Source organism: Bradyrhizobium sp. Ec3.3 (assembly GCF_000472925.1).
Taxonomy (GTDB): Bacteria; Pseudomonadota; Alphaproteobacteria; order Rhizobiales; family Xanthobacteraceae; genus Bradyrhizobium.
Window position 1 is genome coordinate 104,489 of the sequence record NZ_KI421478.1, and the last position, 16,389, is coordinate 120,877.

Here is a 16,389-nt window from a genome sequence, read left to right on the forward strand (position 1 = left end):
AGCGCGCCGCCGCTCTGTCAACCGGTGGATTACGGTTGTCAAAAGTTTACCGGCAGCGCCGCCGGCGATCAGGGAAGCCGTCTGGCAACGCGCTTGCGCACTGCAAGAATGACGGCGAGCGCGACGAGGATCGCGGCCGGAATGTCGCCGACCCTGGCATACACGGTCGGCGGGATCGCAGTGGGCAGGCCCGAATCCAGCACGCCTTCGATGCCGAGGCCAAGACTGGCGACGACCCGGCCGACGGGATCGACGACCGCCGAAATCCCTGTATTTGCCGAGCGGACCAGCGGCAATCCGAGCTCGATGGCGCGCATCCGCGCCTGCTCCATGTGCTGGTGCGGGCCAGTGGAAATTCCGAACCAGCCGTCATTGGTCAGGTTGACGATCCAGCCCGGGCGTTCTTCGCGTCCCGCAACGTCACCGGGAAAGATGGCCTCGTAGCAAATGAGCGGTAGCGCGGACGGCGCGCTCGGCACCGGCAGCGCGTGCCGCAGGGTGCCGGGAATGAAGCCGCCCTGAACCCGGGTCAGTTGCTCGAAGCCGAGCTTCTCCATCAGATCCTGATAGGGAAGAAATTCTCCGAACGGTACCAGGTGCAGCTTGTCGTAGACGGAAAGCACGCTGCCGTCGTGGTCGATCACGTAGATCGAGTTATAGGCGCGCGTGATTCGCGTGCCGGGCGGCAGATCGGGCGCACGGACCGACCCCGTGATCAGCACCGTTCCCTTCGGCAGGAGGTCCGCGATTTGCGCCATCGCGTCGGCTTCGCGGGTCAGGAAGAACGGAAAGGCGGATTCAGGCCAGATCAGGATGGTGGCATCGCGTACGCCGGTCGACTGGGGTCCGGAGGCGCGGTCCGACAAAGCGAGGTACTTCTTCATCACCTCCGCCTTGGCGGAGTAGTTGAACTTGGCGTCCTGCTGGAGATTCGGCTGCATCAGGCGGAGCTTTGCGCCCGCCACCATCGTCGTTGGATGCAGCGACAGGCGGATCGCGCCGAAGATGCCCATGACGATCAGCAATGCGATCGCTGCGACCGGCACGCGCCACGGCATTTTCCGATCCGCGGTGCGGTCGATCAGCACCGCGGGACTGGCGAAGATCGCGACCGTCAGGAACGTCATGCCCCACAGGCCGATCAGGGACGCGGTCTGTGCCAGCGGCAGCGGCTCGGACAACGCATAGCCGAAGGCATTCCAGGGAAAGCCGGTCAGGGCATGGCCGCGCAACCATTCGGCGACGGTGAGACTAGCCGCGAGCGCGAGAATGCGCCCGCCGTCCTTGGTCCAGAGCAGCCGTGCCAGGCCAAAGCCGATCGCCGTGTAGATCGCGAGATAGGCCGGCAGGCCCAGCACCGCGAACGGCGTCAGCCAGGCAAAGGTCTGGGCATCGACGAAGAAGGCGTAGCCGATCCAGTAGAGGCCGGGGACGAAATAGCCGAGCCCAAACCAGTAGCCGGTCAGCGCAGCGGCTGGAACGCCACCGAACCGGCCGCCGCCGGCACCGTCGATCAGCCAGACCAGCACCGGAAAGGTCAGGAACAGCACCGGCCAGGCGTTGAACGGTGAGAGCGCCAGCACCGAGAGCGCGCCGGCCGCCATGGCAATGAGCGCGCGCTTCCATCCCCAGGTGAGGATGATGGCAAGAGCGACCATCCGAAGTCGTTGCGCCGGGGTCACTGCGTGCCGGCTCCGTCGCTGGGCGGCGGATTGGGCGCGTCACCGGATGGCGGCGTACCTTGATCGGGTGAGGCCTCGCGGCGGCGGCTTTCGCGCTGGGTGCGCGGGGCCGGACGCTCTTTGCGGGCCGCGATGCGCAGCCGCTTGACGCGGCGCGGGTCGGCGTCGAGCACCTCGACCTCGTAATTGCCGGGGCCGGAGATCACCTCGCCGCGTACCGGCAGGCGGCCGACGAAGCTGACGAGATAGCCGCCGAGCGTCTCGACCTCTTCACCCGCCTCGCCAGTGACGAAATCCTCGCCGATCACGGAGCGGACGTCGTCGATGCTCGCGCGCGCATCGGCGATGAAGGAATTGTCGAGCTGGCGCACGATCGACGGCGGCTCGTCGCTGTCGTGCTCGTCGTCGATCTCGCCGACGATCTGCTCGACGATATCCTCGAGCGAGACCAGCCCGTCAGAGCCGCCATATTCGTCGACCACGAGCGCGAGATGGATGCGCGAGGCCTGCATCTGCGCAAGCAGGTCGATCGCCCGCATCGAGGGCGGCACGTAGAGGAGCTTGCGGATGATGTTGGCGTCCTGCAGCGGCAGCGCGAGGTCGACCGCGCGCAAATCGAGACCGGCAGGCAGCGGCTTCTTGCGCTTGGTCTTGGTGGCCTCCGAGACGCGGGCCTTGGCTGTCATGAAGGTCAGGAGGTCGCGGATGTGCACGATGCCGACGGGATCGTCGAGCGTCTCGTTGTAGACAACGAAGCGGGAATGGCCCGCGCTCTCGAAACGGTCCATCAGCTCGCCGAGCGGGATGTCGCGCTTCACCGCGATGATGTCGGCGCGATGCACCATGACGTCGGCGATACGGCGCTCATGCAGGTTGAGGATGTTGCGCAGCATGGTGCGCTCGACGGCGGAGAAGCCGGCATCGTCAGGCGTCGTGGCGTCGAGCACGACCTGGAGATCGTCGCGGACCGATCCCGCCTTCCAGCCGAACAGCGTGCGGATCGCGCGGATCAGCCAGCCTTCGGCGGTCGGACGCGCGATCTCGCCCGGCTGCACCACCGCGGGCAGGTTGCGGGTGTTTCGCGGATTGTCGTGGATTGGTTCGGAATCCGCCATCTCAATCGATCCGTCAGCGCTCTGCATAGGGGTCTGGGATACCGAGCTGGGCCAGGACGTCCTGTTCGAGCGCTTCCATCTCCTCCGCGTCAGCGTCGTTTTCGTGGTCGTAGCCGATCAGGTGCAGGAAACCGTGCACCGCGAGATGGCTCAAATGGTGGTCGAACGGCTTCTGTTCCTCGTCCGCCTCGCGCCGCAGCGTCTCATACGCGATCGCGATGTCGCCGAGCATGCGCGGCGCATCGCCCGCCTTCCATTCGCCCTCCGGCTGGAGCGCGGGAAAGGACAGCACGTTGGTCGGCTTGTCGATGCCGCGCCAGTTGCTGTTCAGCGTGCGGATGCCGGAATCATCGGTCAGCATCACGGCCACTTCGGCATCCGTGACGTCGTCGTCGACGAAAGAGGCCGCCGCGGCGATCGCGCGCTGGATCACCGCCTCGGCATCGGGCTCGCCCTGCCAGCAATCGGCAACGACGAGAACCTCGGTCATGGGAAGGTTGGAATGCGACATGGTGTTGTTCGGAGCGGACGACGCTTGTCTTGCGTCTTTCGATCCGGCTTTTCTCGCTATGGCTTGCCTGCGGCCGGCCGCTGTGCCGACCCCTCATAGGCGGCAACGATCCGCGCCACGAGCTCGTGGCGGATCACGTCCTCGGCGGTGAAATGAACTTGTGAAATGCCCTCGACGCCGCCGAGCAGACGGGTCGCCTCCGACAGGCCGGAGGTCTGGCCGTTCGGCAGGTCGATCTGCGACGGATCGCCGGTCACGATCATGCGGCTGTTCTCGCCGAGACGCGTCAAGAACATCTTCATCTGCATCGAGGTGGTGTTCTGCGCCTCGTCCAGGATGATCACGGCATTGGTCAGGGTGCGGCCGCGCATGAAGGCGAGCGGCGCGATCTCGATCTCGCCGGTCTGGAGCGCGCGCTCGACGATGCGCGCGTCCATCAGGTCATAGAGCGCGTCGTAGATCGGGCGCAGATAGGGATCGACCTTCTCGCGGAGATCGCCGGGCAGGAAGCCGAGTCGCTCGCCGGCCTCCACGGCCGGGCGCGACAGGATGATCTTGTCGACCTCCTTGCGCTCGAACAGTTGCGCGGCGTGCGCGACCGCGAGCCAAGTCTTGCCGGTGCCGGCGGGGCCGATACCGAACACCAGCTCATGGCGTTTCAGTGCGCGGATGTAGGAATCCTGTGCGGCGGTACGCGCGCGCACCGGGCGCTTGCGCAAATTGATGCTTTCGAAGGTCGACTTGGCCGACTTGGCGTCGAACTCGAACAGCGAGCCCTGCGCGATCACGGCACGAATCGCGCCTTCGACCTCGCCCTGGTCGAGATCCTGTCCCTTCACCGCCTGGGCGTAGAGCATCTCCAGCACGCGCCGCGCCGCGTCGCAGCCGTCGCGCGTGCCGCCGATGGTGATGTGGTTGCCCTTGGAGTCGACGACGACGCCGAGCCGGCGCTCGACCTGCGCCAGATTCTGCCCGTAGGGGCCGACCAGCGCGGAAGCGGCGCGGTTGTCGTCGAAGTCGATGACGACCTGGGTTTCGGGCGGAACTTGCATGTCGCGGTCAAATTTGCGGCTGGGAGCGAACGAAGACGAATCCGATGCGCTTTTTGGCAAGGGTTTCAGGCTCCAGTGGCGATTGGCGATAAAGCGGGCCGCTGCGCGGGCTCGGGCGTCACGAGCTCGCCGAGCAGGCTGTAGCGTTCGAGGCTGTCGATGCGAACCGGCAGGATTTTTCCGATGATATCGGGCGATGCCATCACATGTGCGGGCTGAAGGTAAGCGGTGCGACCGACGATCTGGCCGTCCTTGCGCGCCTCGCGCTCGAACAACACGTCGACGGTTGTACCAATCGCAGCCTTGTTGAAGGCCGATTGCTGGGCGTCGATCAACTCCTGGAGCCGCTCCAATCGCTGGTCCATCTCGACTAGGGACACCGTCTCCTGCATCTCCGCGGCTGGGGTTCCCGGCCGGGCCGAATATTTGAACGAGTAGGCTGCAGCGTAGCCGATTTGTGTGACCAGTGCGAGGGTCGCGCGAAAATCTTGCTCGGTCTCCCCAGGGAAACCCACGATAAAATCTGATGAAAAAGCAATGTCTTGGCGTACAGCCCGGAAACGGTCGATGATCTTCCGGTATTCATCGGCGGTATGCTTGCGGTTCATGGCCGCCAGGATCCGGTCCGAGCCCGACTGCACCGGCAGGTGCACGAAGGGCATCAGGCCGGGAAGGTCGCGGTGGGCCGCAATCAGGCTGTCGTCGACGTCGCGGGGATGGCTGGTCGAATAGCGCAGCCGAACGATGCCGGGAATCTGCGCGAGATGCTCGAGCAGCTTGCCGAGCGGCCAGCTTTGTCCGTCCGGTCCCTCGCCGTGATAGGCGTTGACGTTCTGGCCGATCAGCGTGAGTTCGCGCACGCCATGGTCGGCTAGCCGCTTCACGTCGTCGACGATCTTCGCAACCGGACGCGACACCTCGGCGCCGCGCGTATAGGGCACGACGCAGAAGGTGCAGAACTTGTCGCAGCCTTCCTGCACGGTGACGAAGGCGGAGATGCCGCGCGCGCGGATCGCCTCGGGCTTTGGCTGGGCGAGGAAGCCGAACTTGTCGGCCGCCGGAAATTCGGTCTCGATCGCGCGGCCGTCATGGCCTGCGCGCTTCAACAGCTCCGGCAAATGGTGATAGCTCTGCGGCCCGACCACGACGTCGACCACCGGAGCGCGGCGCACGATCTCCTCGCCCTCGGCCTGCGCGACGCAGCCGGCGACCGCGATCTGCATGGTGCGGCCACCGCGCGCGGCCTCGTCCTTGGCGACGCGCAGGCGCCCGAGCTCGGAATAGACCTTCTCCGACGCCTTCTCGCGGATATGGCAGGTGTTGAGGATGACGAGGTCGGCATCCTCTGTGCTCGCCGTCTCCACGAATCCTTCCGGCGCCAGCGTGTCGACCATGCGCTGGGCATCGTAGACGTTCATCTGGCAGCCATATGATTTGATGTGCAGCTTGCGCGGCGGCGTCATGGAACCCGGATTTGAGGTGGAGAACGGCCCTCAGATATAGGCTGTAGGGGCGAAAATCCAGCGATTGGACCCCTCAGAGACCGTCATTCCGGGGCGATGCAAAGCATCGAACCCGGAATCTCGCGCCAAATCCCCTGGATTCCGGGCTAATCGCGGCGCGATGCCCCGAAACGACGATGGCAGGCCAAGCTGCGGCGACCTGGGTGTATCAACCTACCGGCGCGGGGTGGCGAGCCATTCTCTCCAGAACGCATCCTGCGCATCAACCGAGGCGGGGATGACATCAGGCCCCGTTTCGAAGATTTCGACGAGATCGGTCATGTGCACGTGGGCACCCTTGGTCAGCCGGTATGCCTTCAGGCCCCGTCCCATGTCTCTCGCCATTCCAGAAGGATACACATTGAGGCTGGCACCGTAGCAGAATGGGATGAACCCCTCAGGTTCAAGCTGACGGCGTATCAGGCACAGAGCCTCGAAGAAATCGTCAGCGTTGGCTTCGATTTTCCTTCCGCGATAAGTGCAGCTCAGCCTGCACGTATCACCAACGTCGTGCTCGATGAGCACAGCTCTCTCGTCGTCACCGGCGCCAATCAGCTGAATTTCGTGTTGCTCGTCCAAGTTCACCGCACATTCTTCACGCCAAAAGCTCAGGGTCGGCCGCGACCTGCCGGACCAGCTCCGGCAACCGCCGCATGTCATCGAACGTCACTCCAGCGCCGGCCGCACGCAGCCTGGCGGCGTGACCCGGTGGGCAGTGGCTACCGCCGTGAAAGCCGAGCACGGTCATCCCGGCAGCGTGCGCACCCGTCACCCCGGGAACGCTGTCCTCGATCACGAGGCATCGTTCCGGCGCGGCTTTCATATGCTCGGCGGCGAACAGAAACAGATCGGGTGCGGGCTTGCCGCGTGCGACCTGGCTTGCGGAAAAGATGTGCGGAGCAAGCATATCGTATAGCCCGGCACAAGACAGGCCGTGACGGATCTTCTCCGGTGTGCCGCTCGATGCAACGCATTTGGGCAAATCGATTGCGCCAATCGCGGCGGCCACATGGGTGATCGGCAGCAGATCGCTGGCATAAAATCGCAGCGTCGCCGCATTCACCTGCTGCTCCAGATCGTCAGGTAGCTTGCGGCCGATTTCCTGTTCGACCATCAGCCGCGCATCCCGCTCGGATACGCCGAGGAAGCGGACCAATACCTGCTCCGGTGTGATCGGGTAGCCGTGGCGCGTCAGCACATCCGCATGCGCGCGACAGGAGATCACCTCGCTGTCAACGAGCACGCCGTCGCAGTCGAAGATGATAAGGTCTACAGGCACTAACTTGCAGGCTTGTCGTCGTCGAGCGGGACGCAATAGAGCTCGAGCCGGTGATCGACCAGCTTGTAGCCGAGCTTGCGGGCGATCTCCGCCTGCAGCTTCTCGATCTCTTCGGAGGTGAACTCGATCACCTTGCCGTCGCGCAAATTGATGAGGTGGTCGTGATGGCTGTCGCGCATCTGCTCGTAGCGCGCGCGGCCCTCGCGGAAATCGTGGCGCTCGATGATGCCGGCATCCTCGAACAGTTTTACGGTGCGATAGACGGTCGAGATCGAGATCTTGTCGTCGACGGCGACGCAGCGTCGATAGAGTTCCTCGACATCGGGGTGATCTACTGCTTCCGCGAGCACGCGGGCGATGACGCGGCGCTGCTCGGTCATGCGCATGCCGGTGGCGGCACAGCGCGCCTCGATGCCGGTCGCCTTGGTCGCGGAAGAATGTTTGAGTACGGTCATAGGGTTGTCTGCCTGGCGGGCGCCTTGTTCAGTCGATGTTACGACAAGTCACGTCGCATCAGAAGTGCGTTCAATTGTTCCCCGTTCGCCTGCTTATAGTAGCGTTCGCGGCGCCCGACCACCATGAATCCGATGCCGTCGTAGAGGGCCCGCGCCGGCCGGTTATTTTCCTCAACTTCGAGAAATATAGTGCGCACGCCGCGGCCGGCGAGGTGGCCGAGATGGGTCAAGAGCAGCGCGCGAGAGAACCCGCGGCCGCGATAGGCCTGGTCGACGGCAATGGAGAGGATTTCCGCCTCGTCGGCGCCCATCCGCGAGACCGCAAAACCGATCGTCTTGCGGCCCAATCGCAAGCGATGCACCAGCGTGTTGCGCTCGCTCATCATGCTTTCGAATTCGCCTTCGCCCCAGCCGCGCGCAAAGGCTGCGCCATGCAGTTGCGCGAGGCGCGCAGCGTCACGCGCGCTCGCGCCCTCGACGACGGCGGTGCCGCCGCGCCACCATTCGGCGAGCCAATTCATCATGGGGCTGTTGCGTGTGCTGCGAGCGGCGGCATGGCGGCCGGTTTCGCATCGGGCGCCCGCAAATAGAACGGACGCGCCGGATTGGTGTCGGGATCGGCGGCCGCACCCAGCCAGGCCACCCAATTGATGTCGGGCGCTGCCTGCGGATCGACGGCGATCGGTTGGGCTGCGTCCTTCGGCCAGCGATCGGCGAGAATTTTGGCGGCATTGCCGACCAGATGCGGCGCGCCGAATTGCGAGGCGGCGATCGCCTCATCGACGCCAGCAACTCCTGGCCGCACGAGCTGGCTGCCGTCGCCGGCGACGATCTGAAAATAGACGTGGTCATGCCGCGCGTCGATTGCGGAGATGACAGGTGCCGGCTTGTTCTGGCTGATGATGGCGGCAGCATAGGCCGACAGCGTCGTCAGCCCCACCGCCGGCTTGCCGGCGGCGAGCGCAAGTCCGCGCGCGGCCGAAATCCCGACGCGCAGCCCCGTGAAGCTGCCGGGACCGGTGGTAACCGCGATGCGGTCGAGCGCGGTGAAGCTGAGCTCGGCCGATTGCATCACCCGCGCGATCAGCGGCATCAAGGCTTCCGCATGCCCGCGCTTCATCGGCAGCGATTCCTGCGCGCGCAGTTCGGCGGTTTCGGTGTCGAGCACGGCCGCGGCGCAGGCGTCGAGCGCAGTATCGATGGCAAGGATCAGCATAGAAAAGCGAATGGCGAGTGGCGAATAGCGAGCAGCCTAACCGATCGGGGTTTCATTCGCCATTCGCTACTCGCCATTCGCGGCCAAATCACATCGGCCGGACTTCGACCACGTCGGGCACGAAGTGCCTCAAGAGGTTCTGGATGCCGTGCTGGAGCGTCGCGGTCGATGACGGGCAACCGGAGCAGGCGCCCTTCATGTTGAGGTAGACGACGCCGTCCTTGAAGCCGCGGAAGGTGATGTCGCCGCCATCATTGGCGACCGCGGGACGCACGCGGGTCTCGATCAGATCCTTGATCATGTCGACCGTCTCGGCATCCGCCTCGTCGAAAAATTCGTCTTCCTCGTCGAGGTCGTCGTCGCTGGCGGCCACGCCATCGGCGAGCAGCGGCGCGCCGGACATATAATGCTCCATGATCGCGCCGAGGATCGCGGGCTTGAGCTGCTGCCATTCACCGCTCGATTTGGTCACGGTGATGAAGTCGCTGCCGTAGAACACGCTGGTGACGCCGGGCACGTCGAACAGTTTTTCGGCGAGCGGCGAGCGGGCGGCGGCCTCGCGCGAGCCGAATTCCATCGGGCCGCCATCGGACACGACGCGGCCGGGAATGAACTTCAGCGTGGCGGGATTGGGGGTGGCTTCGGTCTGAATGAACATGGTTTTCTCCGGACGTCGCCGGTTCAAGGCCGGCGCGTGAGCTCTCAGTACCAGATGGCGACGCCAAACGCACGGTCAAGGGGCGGGTAGGGGAGTTTCGCTGCGGGATCAGCGGGTTAACCCCTCGCGCCGCTTACGGGGAGGGGAAAGCGGTCCTATGACAGCGCGTCGACCTCGGGGTCGCTCAGCTCGCCCGAGATGATCGTCACCGGAATCGGGAACGTGCCGACGGCGTTGGCGAGCAGCGCGACGAGCGGCCCCGGTCCCTCGGCGCCGGGATTGGCCGCGAGCACCAGCATCGCGATATCCGGATCCTGGTCGATGACCTCGAGCAATTGTTCCATCGGGTAGCCCTCCCGGATCACGCGTTCCGGCGTGATCGCGGCGATGCCGTTGGCGCGGCCGGCGGCGCGATCGAGCGCGGCGTTCGCCGCCTCCTCCGCTTCAGCGCGCATGATGTCGGCGACACCGAGCCATTGCTGGTTCTGGTCCTCGGTCTCGATGATGCGCAGCATCACCACGCCGCCGCCGGCGCGGATCGCCCAGCGGCTGGCATAATAGACCGCGCGGTCCCATTCGGCGGTGTCGTCGACGATGACAAGGCATTTGGGCTTGTGACCCGGCTCAAAGCATCGTCGCTTGCTGCTCATGCATGTCCCGGCGTATCCCCGCCCGGCATGCTGCCACGGTGTGGCCGTCTTCGACAAGCGGCGTCGCCGATCTGAGCCCTAGTCTGGACGATTCCAGGGGATCGGCACGGGCGCCTTCGCGGCTGCAACACTCTCTGCGTCGCCCGGCTGCACGGAAATGATGTGCAGGTACTCAAACGGCAGTTCGGTTCCTAGCCAAAACTGATCGTTCTCAGCGACAGAAGCGGGTTGATTCGCGAGCATGCCGACATAGCCATTCGCCTTGCGCTCGCGGACGATCACCCACATCCGCTCAACGGATGGGTGTTCTTCACCCTCGACGACAATCTCGAAGATCAGCTTGGCGTAGTCGCCAGGCTGGAGAAGCTTCCGGACGGCGAGATCCGGAATTTGAAAGGTCTCGGGGGTAGCGCGGTGGCGCTCCTCCCCGTCTCCGAGGCGCCAGCCATCTCTTTCGAAGTCTGGCGTTCTCATCGGCGTCGTCCGCCGACTAGCGCTTGCGGATGAAGCCGACGATGTCCTTGGAAAGCGCCATGGTCTCGTCCGCAATCGCGCGCGCGCGGTCGGCGCCGTCGTTCAGGATGGTATCGATGTGACCGGGATCGGCAACCAGGCGCTTCATTTCGCCGGCGATCGGCGCCAGCTTTGTCACGCAGAGATCGACCAGCGCGTTCTTGAAACTGGAGAACTGGCCGCCGCCGAAATCGCGCAGCACGTCGGCTTTCGCCCGGCCCGACAGCGCGGCGAAGATCCCGACAAGGTTGTCGGCCTCGGGGCGCGCTTCCAGGCCCTTCTCCTCCGTCGGCAGCGGCTCCGGATCGGTCTTCGCCTTGCGGACCTTCTGCGCGATGGTGTCGGCATCGTCGGTCAAATTGATGCGCGAGTAGTCCGACGCATCCGACTTCGACATCTTCTTGGTGCCGTCCCGCAAGCTCATCACGCGCGTCGCGGGCCCCGTGATCAGCGGCTCCGGCAGCGGGAAGAGCAGGCCGTCGCCGAAGCCGTGACCGCGAATCGAATCGCCAAAATCGTTGTTGAACTTCTGCGCGATGTCGCGCGAAAGCTCGAGATGCTGCTTCTGGTCCTCGCCGACCGGAACATGCGTGGCGCGATAAAGCAGGATGTCGGCCGCCATCAGCACGGGATAATCGTAGAGGCCGACGGAGGCGTTCTCGCGGTCCTTGCCGGCCTTCTCCTTGAACTGGGTCATGCGGTTGAGCCAGCCCATGCGCGCGACGCAGTTGAAGATCCAGGCAAGCTCGGCGTGGCCGGCGACCTGGCTCTGGTTGAACACGATGTGCTTCTTCGGATCGATGCCGCTAGCGATGAACGCCGCGGTCACCTCGCGGGTGTTGCGCGCGAGCTCGGCCGGTCCGCCCCAGACGTCCACGCCTTGCGTGATCGCATGCATGTCGACCACGCAATAGATGCAGTTGTGCGTTTCCTGCATCTTCACGAAGTTGACGATCGCGCCGAGGTAATTGCCGAGGTGCAGATTGCCCGTCGGCTGGACGCCCGAAAAAACCCGTTCAACGAATGGCATGGCAGCTTTCCTGGCAAGCTTTCCCCAGAGGTACGGGCCGTCGTTTCCAACAGCGGCGCTGCTCCGTCAAGTGTAATTCGCTGCTCTTACGCGCCCCGGTCCTGATGCGCCGGCCGCCTCAAGGCGGCAACGGCCTCGCGCCAGGACGCGATGCCGAGCAGTTTCAGGAACAGGCCATAGGCCACCAGGCCACCCGTGATCTGAAGGCCGAGAACGATCAACCCGAGCAGGCTGTGGCCGCCGGCGGGCGTGATCGCGGTCGTGAGCCAGAGCAGGGTGCCCATGGCGAGCGCGGCGAGCGCGATCCGCGGCAGCCGCTTGCGGGCGTCGTCGTCGACCGCGAAGCCGAATTCGTCTGCACCCTTGCGAAGCAGCGAGAGCGCGCTGCTCCAGGCGCCGCAGGCGATGCTCGCTGCAATGCCCGTTGCGCCGAAGACATGGCCTAGAACCACCGCGAGCGCCACGGCGACCACGAACCCCTTTGCAGTCGCGATCAGCGGCGCCATGGTGTCGCCGCGGGCAAAGAAGGCCGGCGACAGGGCCTTGATCAGGACATGGGCGGGCAGGCCGAGCGCCAGCGCCATCAGCGCGCGTGCGCTGGCCGCAGTGTCGGCCGCGCCGAACGCGCCATGCTCGAACAGCAAGCGCACGATCGGCTCGGCCAGCACGATCAGGCCAAGGGTCGCCGGCAGCGCGAGACCCGTGGCGAGCTCGAGCGCCCGAGATTCGGCATGCGCCACGGCGCCGCGGTCGCCGCTACCGGTCGCGCGTGTCAGCTCCGGCACCAGCACGGTACCCATGGCGACACCGACGATGCCGAGCGGTAATTCGATCAGGCGGTTGGCGAAATAGAGCCAGGAGACGGCCGACGGCGTCGCCGAAGCAATGATGGCACCCGCCACCATCAGCCATTGTGGTCCCGAGCTTGCGATCATGCCGGGGATCGCCTTGGCGAAGAAGCCGCGCATTTTCTTGTCGAAGGTGACGCGCAGGGGCGTGGCGAGGCGCGCGCTGCGCTGCGAGCCCAGCATCAACAGTTGCAAGAGGCCGGCGATGCCGACGGTCGCGGCAAGCGTCCATGCGGCGAAGACCGCATCGGCGTGTTCCAGCAGCAGAGCTGCGATCGCGGCGATCAGCGCGATGTTGAACAGCAGCGGCGAGAACGCCGTGAGCGCAAAGCGGCCTTGCGCATTGAGCAGCCCCATCAGCACCGTGACCGGGCCGGCGAAGGCGAGATAGGGCAGCATCAGCCGCGCGTTCGCGACCGCCAGATCGCGCGTGTCGCTTCCGACGAAGCCCGGCGCGATGATGGTGATGATGAGCGGCATCACCAGCGCGATCACGATCGAGGCTACGATCAACGCCGCGCTGATCGTCCCCAGGACGCGGCCGGCGAAGGCCGCCGCAGCCTCTTCGCCATCGCGCTCAAGGATGCCGAGCCAGGCCGGGACCAGCGCCGCATTGAGCGCGCCTTCGCTGAGCAGCCGGCGTACCACGTTGACGAGCTGGAACGCGGCGAGAAATGCGTCCGCGACGGCACCGGTCCCGAGCAGCGCCGCGATCAGGGAATCGCGGGCAAAGCCCAACAGCCGCGAGGCCAATGTTCCCGTCGAAACGGTCAGGAAGGAGCGGATCATCGGGCCTACATACCATAGCGTTTTCGAGCGAAGCGGTCCCGGTTCGCGTAAAGAAAACGCGTCAAAAGATAACCCTTCGTTGCTTGCTCGCGCGGGGCCTAACGTGATAGGCCGCGAGCCGGATTTCGAGCCGAACAGGAAGCGGATTTTCCGCGTAACCGCAATCGGGCAACAGGATCAAGGTGAATGGCTGACGCGAAATATGACGTCTTGGGGATCGGCAACGCGCTGTTCGACGTGCTGGTCCGGACCGACGAGGCTTTTCTCGCCAAACACGGCATGACCAAGGGCAGCATGTCCCTGATCGACGAGGCGCGCGCCGCCGCCATCTACAAGGATATGGGCCCGGCCACGGAAGTGTCGGGAGGCTCAGCCGCCAACACCATCGTCGGCGTTGCGAGCCTGGGGGCGCGGGCGTCCTATGTCGGCAAGGTCAAGGACGACCAGATCGGCAAGCTCTATGTGCACGACATCCGCGCTGCCGGCGTTGCCTTCGACACCCCGGCCGCCAAGGACGGCCCTGCCACCGGCTGCTCCTACATCCTGGTGACGGCGGATGGCGAGCGCACCATGAACACCTATCTCGGCGCGGCGCAGGACCTGTCGCCCGCCGACATCGATCCGGCCGAAATCGCGGCCGCGCGCATCGTCTATCTCGAGGGCTATCTCTGGGACCCCAAGAACGCCAAGGATGCTTTCCTCAAGGCGGCGAAGATCGCGCATGATGCGCGCCGCAGGGTGGCGCTGACGCTATCGGATTCGTTCTGCGTCGACCGCTATCGCGACGAGTTCCTGTCGCTGATGAAGAACGGCACGGTTGATATCGTGTTTGCCAACGAGTCCGAGCTGCATTCGCTCTACATGACCTCGGATTTCGACGCCGCGCTCAAGCAGCTCCGCAACGACGTCAATCTCGGCGTGGTCACGCGCAGCGAGAAGGGCTGCATGGTGGTGTCATCAGAAGATGCCGTCGCGGTGCCGGCCTCGCCGATCGACAAGCTCGTCGACACCACCGGCGCCGGCGATCTCTTCGCTGCCGGCTTCCTGTTCGGCCTCGCGCGGGATCTCTCCTACAAGCAATGCGGCCAGCTCGGCGCGCTCGCCGCGGCCGAAGTGATCCAGCACATCGGCGCCCGCCCGCAGGTTTCGCTGAAGGAGCTGGCGCAGCAGCGCGGATTGACGGTGTAGCGCGAACTCGCCTCAGTCTCCGCTGTCATCGCCCGGCTTGAAACCGGGCGATCCAGTATTCCAGAGACAGCGACGAATACGGAGAGGCCGCGGCGTACTGGATCCCCCGCCTTCGCGGGGAATGACAGCCTCCCTTGGGCCGGTCACTCACGCCGTCTTCGCCGCCTTCAGCCCGAGCCGTTTCTCCACGGCATCCCGCATCAAAAACTTCTGGATCTTTCCCGTCACTGTCATCGGGAATTCGTCGACGAACTCGACGTAGCGCGGGATCTTGTTGTGGGCGATCTGGCCCTCGCAGAAGGCGCGGACCTCCTCGGTCGTCAGCTTCTCGCCTGACCTGACGCGGATCCAGGCGCAGAGCTCCTCGCCGTAGCGGGTATCCGCCACGCCAAAGATCTGCACGTCCTGGATCTTCGGGTGGCGATAAAGGAATTCCTCGATCTCGCGCGGGTAGAGGTTTTCCCCGCCGCGGATCACCATGTCCTTGATGCGGCCGACGATGTTGCAATAGCCCTCGGCGTCGATGGTGGCGAGGTCCCCGGTGTGCATCCAGCCGTTGGCGTCGAGCACGTCGGCGGTCTTCTCCTTGTCCTCCCAATAGCCGAGCATGACGCTGTAGCCGCGGGTGCAGAGCTCGCCGCGTTCGCCGCGCTTGACGATCTTGCCGTCGAGATCGACGACCTTGACCTCGACATGCGGATGAATGCGTCCGACGGTGGAGACGCGGCGCTCAAGCGGATCATCGACCGCGCTCTGGAAGCTGACCGGGCTGGTCTCGGTCATGCCGTAGGCGATCGTCACCTCCCGCATGTTCATCTCGGTGTTGACGCGCTTCATCACCTCGATCGGACACGGCGCCCCGGCCATGATGCCCGTGCGCAGCGTTCTTAGATTGAACTTCGAGAAATCGGAGTGATCGAGCTCAGCGATGAACATCGTCGGCACCCCGTAGACCGCGGTGCATTTCTCCTGCTCGATCGTCCGCAGCGTCACGAGCGGATCAAAACCCTCGCCGGGGTAGACCATGGCCGCGCCGAGCGTGACGGAGGCGAGATTGCCCATCACCATGCCGAAGCAGTGATAGAGCGGCACCGGGATGCAGATGCGATCCGTCTCGGTCAGGCGCATCGCGCGTCCGGTGAAATAGCCGTTGTTGAGGATGTTGTGATGGGTCAGCGTCACGCCCTTGGGTGAGCCGGTCGTGCCGCTGGTGAACTGGATGTTGACGGGATCGTCGAACTGCAAGGACGCGCCGAGCGCCGCCAGCTGTTCCCGGTGACGGGCGCTACCCATGCGCGCGACTTCTTCGAACGGGATCGTGCCTGATACGGCGGGACCGCCGATCTGGATGACGATGCGTAAATCGGGCAGCCGCGCCGCGTGCAGTTGCCCCGGCCTGGCACTGGCAAGCTCCGGCAGCAGCGTGTTGAGCATCTCCATGTAGTTGCTGGTCTTGAAGGCCGTCGCGGTGACGATCGCCGCGCAGCCGACCTTGTGAAGCGCGAATTCCAGCTCGCTGAGGCGATAGGCGGGATTGATCGTCACCAGGATCAGCCCGGCCTTGGCGGCCGCGAACTGGGTCAAGGTCCATTCCGGGCGGTTCAGCGACCAGATGCCGATCCGCGCCCCGCGTTCCAGGCCGAGCGCCAGAAAGCCGGCGGCGAGCGCATCGACCCGTTCGGCAAATTCCGTCCAGGTCCACCTGACGCCGTGGCTGGGCGAGACCAGCGCCTCGCGATCGCCCCAGCGCCGCACGGCCAGGTCGAGGCTGCGGCCGATCGTGTCGCCGAGCAGCGGCGTATCGGAGATGCCACAAACATAGCTGTCAGCTTTGTCTGCCAAGGTCGTGTCCTCCAGCCCGTTTCATGATGGCCACGTGCCCCGAGGGCGAGGGCCTTCGG

The 16,389-nt window shown here is 65.0% G+C and carries 17 protein-coding genes; 1 reads left to right on the forward strand and 16 read right to left on the reverse strand.

What is annotated here, in order from left to right; translation table 11 throughout:
- Nucleotides 1–68: 68 nt before the first annotated feature.
- The 15 genes from lnt to murJ all read right to left on the reverse strand — a co-directional run bounded on the left by lnt (nt 69) and on the right by murJ (nt 13,300).
- Nucleotides 69–1,682 (reverse strand): apolipoprotein N-acyltransferase, encoded by a 1,614-nt coding sequence (gene lnt / locus YUU_RS0147145; protein ID WP_027528335.1) that lies wholly within the window; start codon nt 1,680–1,682, stop codon nt 69–71.
- Nucleotides 1,679–2,797 (reverse strand): hemolysin family protein, encoded by a 1,119-nt coding sequence (locus YUU_RS0147150; protein ID WP_027528336.1) that lies wholly within the window; start codon nt 2,795–2,797, stop codon nt 1,679–1,681. The genes lnt and YUU_RS0147150 overlap by 4 nt, the downstream gene beginning before the upstream one ends.
- Nucleotides 2,798–2,810: 13 nt before the next feature.
- Nucleotides 2,811–3,308, reverse strand: a complete 498-nt coding sequence (gene ybeY, locus YUU_RS0147155; protein WP_027528337.1) for an rRNA maturation RNase YbeY — start codon at nt 3,306–3,308, stop codon at nt 2,811–2,813.
- A gap of 56 nt (nt 3,309–3,364) precedes the next feature.
- The gene (locus YUU_RS0147160; RefSeq protein WP_027528338.1) at nt 3,365–4,360 is read right to left on the reverse strand and encodes a PhoH family protein; all 996 of its coding nucleotides are present in this window, start codon (nt 4,358–4,360) and stop codon (nt 3,365–3,367) included.
- Nucleotides 4,361–4,425: 65 nt separating this feature from the next.
- A complete protein-coding gene (gene miaB, locus YUU_RS0147165; RefSeq protein WP_027528339.1) occupies nt 4,426–5,823 on the reverse strand; it encodes a tRNA (N6-isopentenyl adenosine(37)-C2)-methylthiotransferase MiaB in 1,398 nt (465 codons plus the stop codon).
- Between the two features lie 213 nt (nt 5,824–6,036).
- Nucleotides 6,037–6,447 (reverse strand): hypothetical protein, encoded by a 411-nt coding sequence (locus YUU_RS0147170; RefSeq protein ID WP_051390304.1) that lies wholly within the window; start codon nt 6,445–6,447, stop codon nt 6,037–6,039.
- A 10-nt stretch (nt 6,448–6,457) separates the two neighbouring features.
- Complete coding sequence (locus YUU_RS0147175) at nt 6,458–7,141, reverse strand: HAD family hydrolase (RefSeq protein WP_027528341.1); 684 nt, start codon at nt 7,139–7,141, stop codon at nt 6,458–6,460.
- The gene (locus YUU_RS0147180) at nt 7,141–7,596 is read right to left on the reverse strand and encodes a Fur family transcriptional regulator (protein WP_027528342.1); all 456 of its coding nucleotides are present in this window, start codon (nt 7,594–7,596) and stop codon (nt 7,141–7,143) included. Before YUU_RS0147180 ends, YUU_RS0147175 begins: the two co-directional genes overlap by 1 nt.
- 38 nt (nt 7,597–7,634) lie before the next feature.
- A complete protein-coding gene (rimI, locus tag YUU_RS0147185) occupies nt 7,635–8,120 on the reverse strand; it encodes a ribosomal protein S18-alanine N-acetyltransferase (protein WP_027528343.1) in 486 nt (161 codons plus the stop codon).
- Nucleotides 8,117–8,812, reverse strand: coding sequence for a tRNA (adenosine(37)-N6)-threonylcarbamoyltransferase complex dimerization subunit type 1 TsaB (gene tsaB, locus YUU_RS0147190; protein WP_027528344.1), 696 nt, complete (start codon nt 8,810–8,812; stop codon nt 8,117–8,119). The genes rimI and tsaB overlap by 4 nt, the downstream gene beginning before the upstream one ends.
- An 88-nt stretch (nt 8,813–8,900) precedes the next feature.
- Complete coding sequence (locus YUU_RS0147195) at nt 8,901–9,470, reverse strand: NifU family protein (RefSeq protein ID WP_027528345.1); 570 nt, start codon at nt 9,468–9,470, stop codon at nt 8,901–8,903.
- A 155-nt stretch (nt 9,471–9,625) separates the two neighbouring features.
- A complete protein-coding gene (locus YUU_RS0147200) occupies nt 9,626–10,120 on the reverse strand; it encodes a universal stress protein (protein ID WP_027528346.1) in 495 nt (164 codons plus the stop codon).
- Nucleotides 10,121–10,198: 78 nt separating this feature from the next.
- Entirely contained in the window at nt 10,199–10,594 is a 396-nt protein-coding gene (locus YUU_RS54650) for a hypothetical protein (RefSeq protein WP_051390305.1), read from the reverse strand.
- 16 nt (nt 10,595–10,610) lie between these two features.
- Nucleotides 10,611–11,663, reverse strand: a complete 1,053-nt coding sequence (gene trpS, locus YUU_RS0147210) for a tryptophan--tRNA ligase (protein WP_027528347.1) — start codon at nt 11,661–11,663, stop codon at nt 10,611–10,613.
- A gap of 86 nt (nt 11,664–11,749) precedes the next feature.
- Nucleotides 11,750–13,300, reverse strand: a complete 1,551-nt coding sequence (gene murJ, locus YUU_RS0147215) for a murein biosynthesis integral membrane protein MurJ (protein ID WP_027528348.1) — start codon at nt 13,298–13,300, stop codon at nt 11,750–11,752.
- A 186-nt stretch (nt 13,301–13,486) separates the two neighbouring features.
- On the opposite strand from murJ, the gene YUU_RS0147220 reads away from it, so the two are divergent.
- Complete coding sequence (locus YUU_RS0147220; protein WP_027528349.1) at nt 13,487–14,488, forward strand: adenosine kinase; 1,002 nt, start codon at nt 13,487–13,489, stop codon at nt 14,486–14,488.
- 147 nt (nt 14,489–14,635) lie between these two features.
- On the opposite strand, the gene YUU_RS0147225 is transcribed toward YUU_RS0147220, so the two are convergent.
- Entirely contained in the window at nt 14,636–16,330 is a 1,695-nt protein-coding gene (locus tag YUU_RS0147225) for an AMP-binding protein (protein WP_027528350.1), read from the reverse strand.
- Nucleotides 16,331–16,389: the final 59 nt, after the last annotated feature.

What these genes read in the sequence shown, in the direction of transcription:
- YUU_RS0147150 (WP_027528336.1), bottom strand. Translation starts at nt 2,797, where the DNA reads ATGGCGGATTCCGAACCAATCCACGACAATCCGCGAAACACCCGCAAC.
- YUU_RS0147160 (WP_027528338.1), bottom strand. Translation starts at nt 4,360, where the DNA reads ATGCAAGTTCCGCCCGAAACCCAGGTCGTCATCGACTTCGACGACAAC.
- YUU_RS0147180 (WP_027528342.1), bottom strand. Translation starts at nt 7,596, where the DNA reads ATGACCGTACTCAAACATTCTTCCGCGACCAAGGCGACCGGCATCGAG.
- YUU_RS0147195 (WP_027528345.1), bottom strand. Translation starts at nt 9,470, where the DNA reads ATGTTCATTCAGACCGAAGCCACCCCCAATCCCGCCACGCTGAAGTTC.
- YUU_RS0147220 (WP_027528349.1), top strand. Translation starts at nt 13,487, where the DNA reads ATGGCTGACGCGAAATATGACGTCTTGGGGATCGGCAACGCGCTGTTC.
- murJ (WP_027528348.1), bottom strand. Translation starts at nt 13,300, where the DNA reads ATGATCCGCTCCTTCCTGACCGTTTCGACGGGAACATTGGCCTCGCGG.
- YUU_RS0147200 (WP_027528346.1), bottom strand. Translation starts at nt 10,120, where the DNA reads ATGAGCAGCAAGCGACGATGCTTTGAGCCGGGTCACAAGCCCAAATGC.
- trpS (WP_027528347.1), bottom strand. Translation starts at nt 11,663, where the DNA reads ATGCCATTCGTTGAACGGGTTTTTTCGGGCGTCCAGCCGACGGGCAAT.
- ybeY (WP_027528337.1), bottom strand. Translation starts at nt 3,308, where the DNA reads ATGTCGCATTCCAACCTTCCCATGACCGAGGTTCTCGTCGTTGCCGAT.
- miaB (WP_027528339.1), bottom strand. Translation starts at nt 5,823, where the DNA reads ATGACGCCGCCGCGCAAGCTGCACATCAAATCATATGGCTGCCAGATG.
- YUU_RS54650 (WP_051390305.1), bottom strand. Translation starts at nt 10,594, where the DNA reads ATGAGAACGCCAGACTTCGAAAGAGATGGCTGGCGCCTCGGAGACGGG.
- rimI (WP_027528343.1), bottom strand. Translation starts at nt 8,120, where the DNA reads ATGATGAATTGGCTCGCCGAATGGTGGCGCGGCGGCACCGCCGTCGTC.
- tsaB (WP_027528344.1), bottom strand. Translation starts at nt 8,812, where the DNA reads ATGCTGATCCTTGCCATCGATACTGCGCTCGACGCCTGCGCCGCGGCC.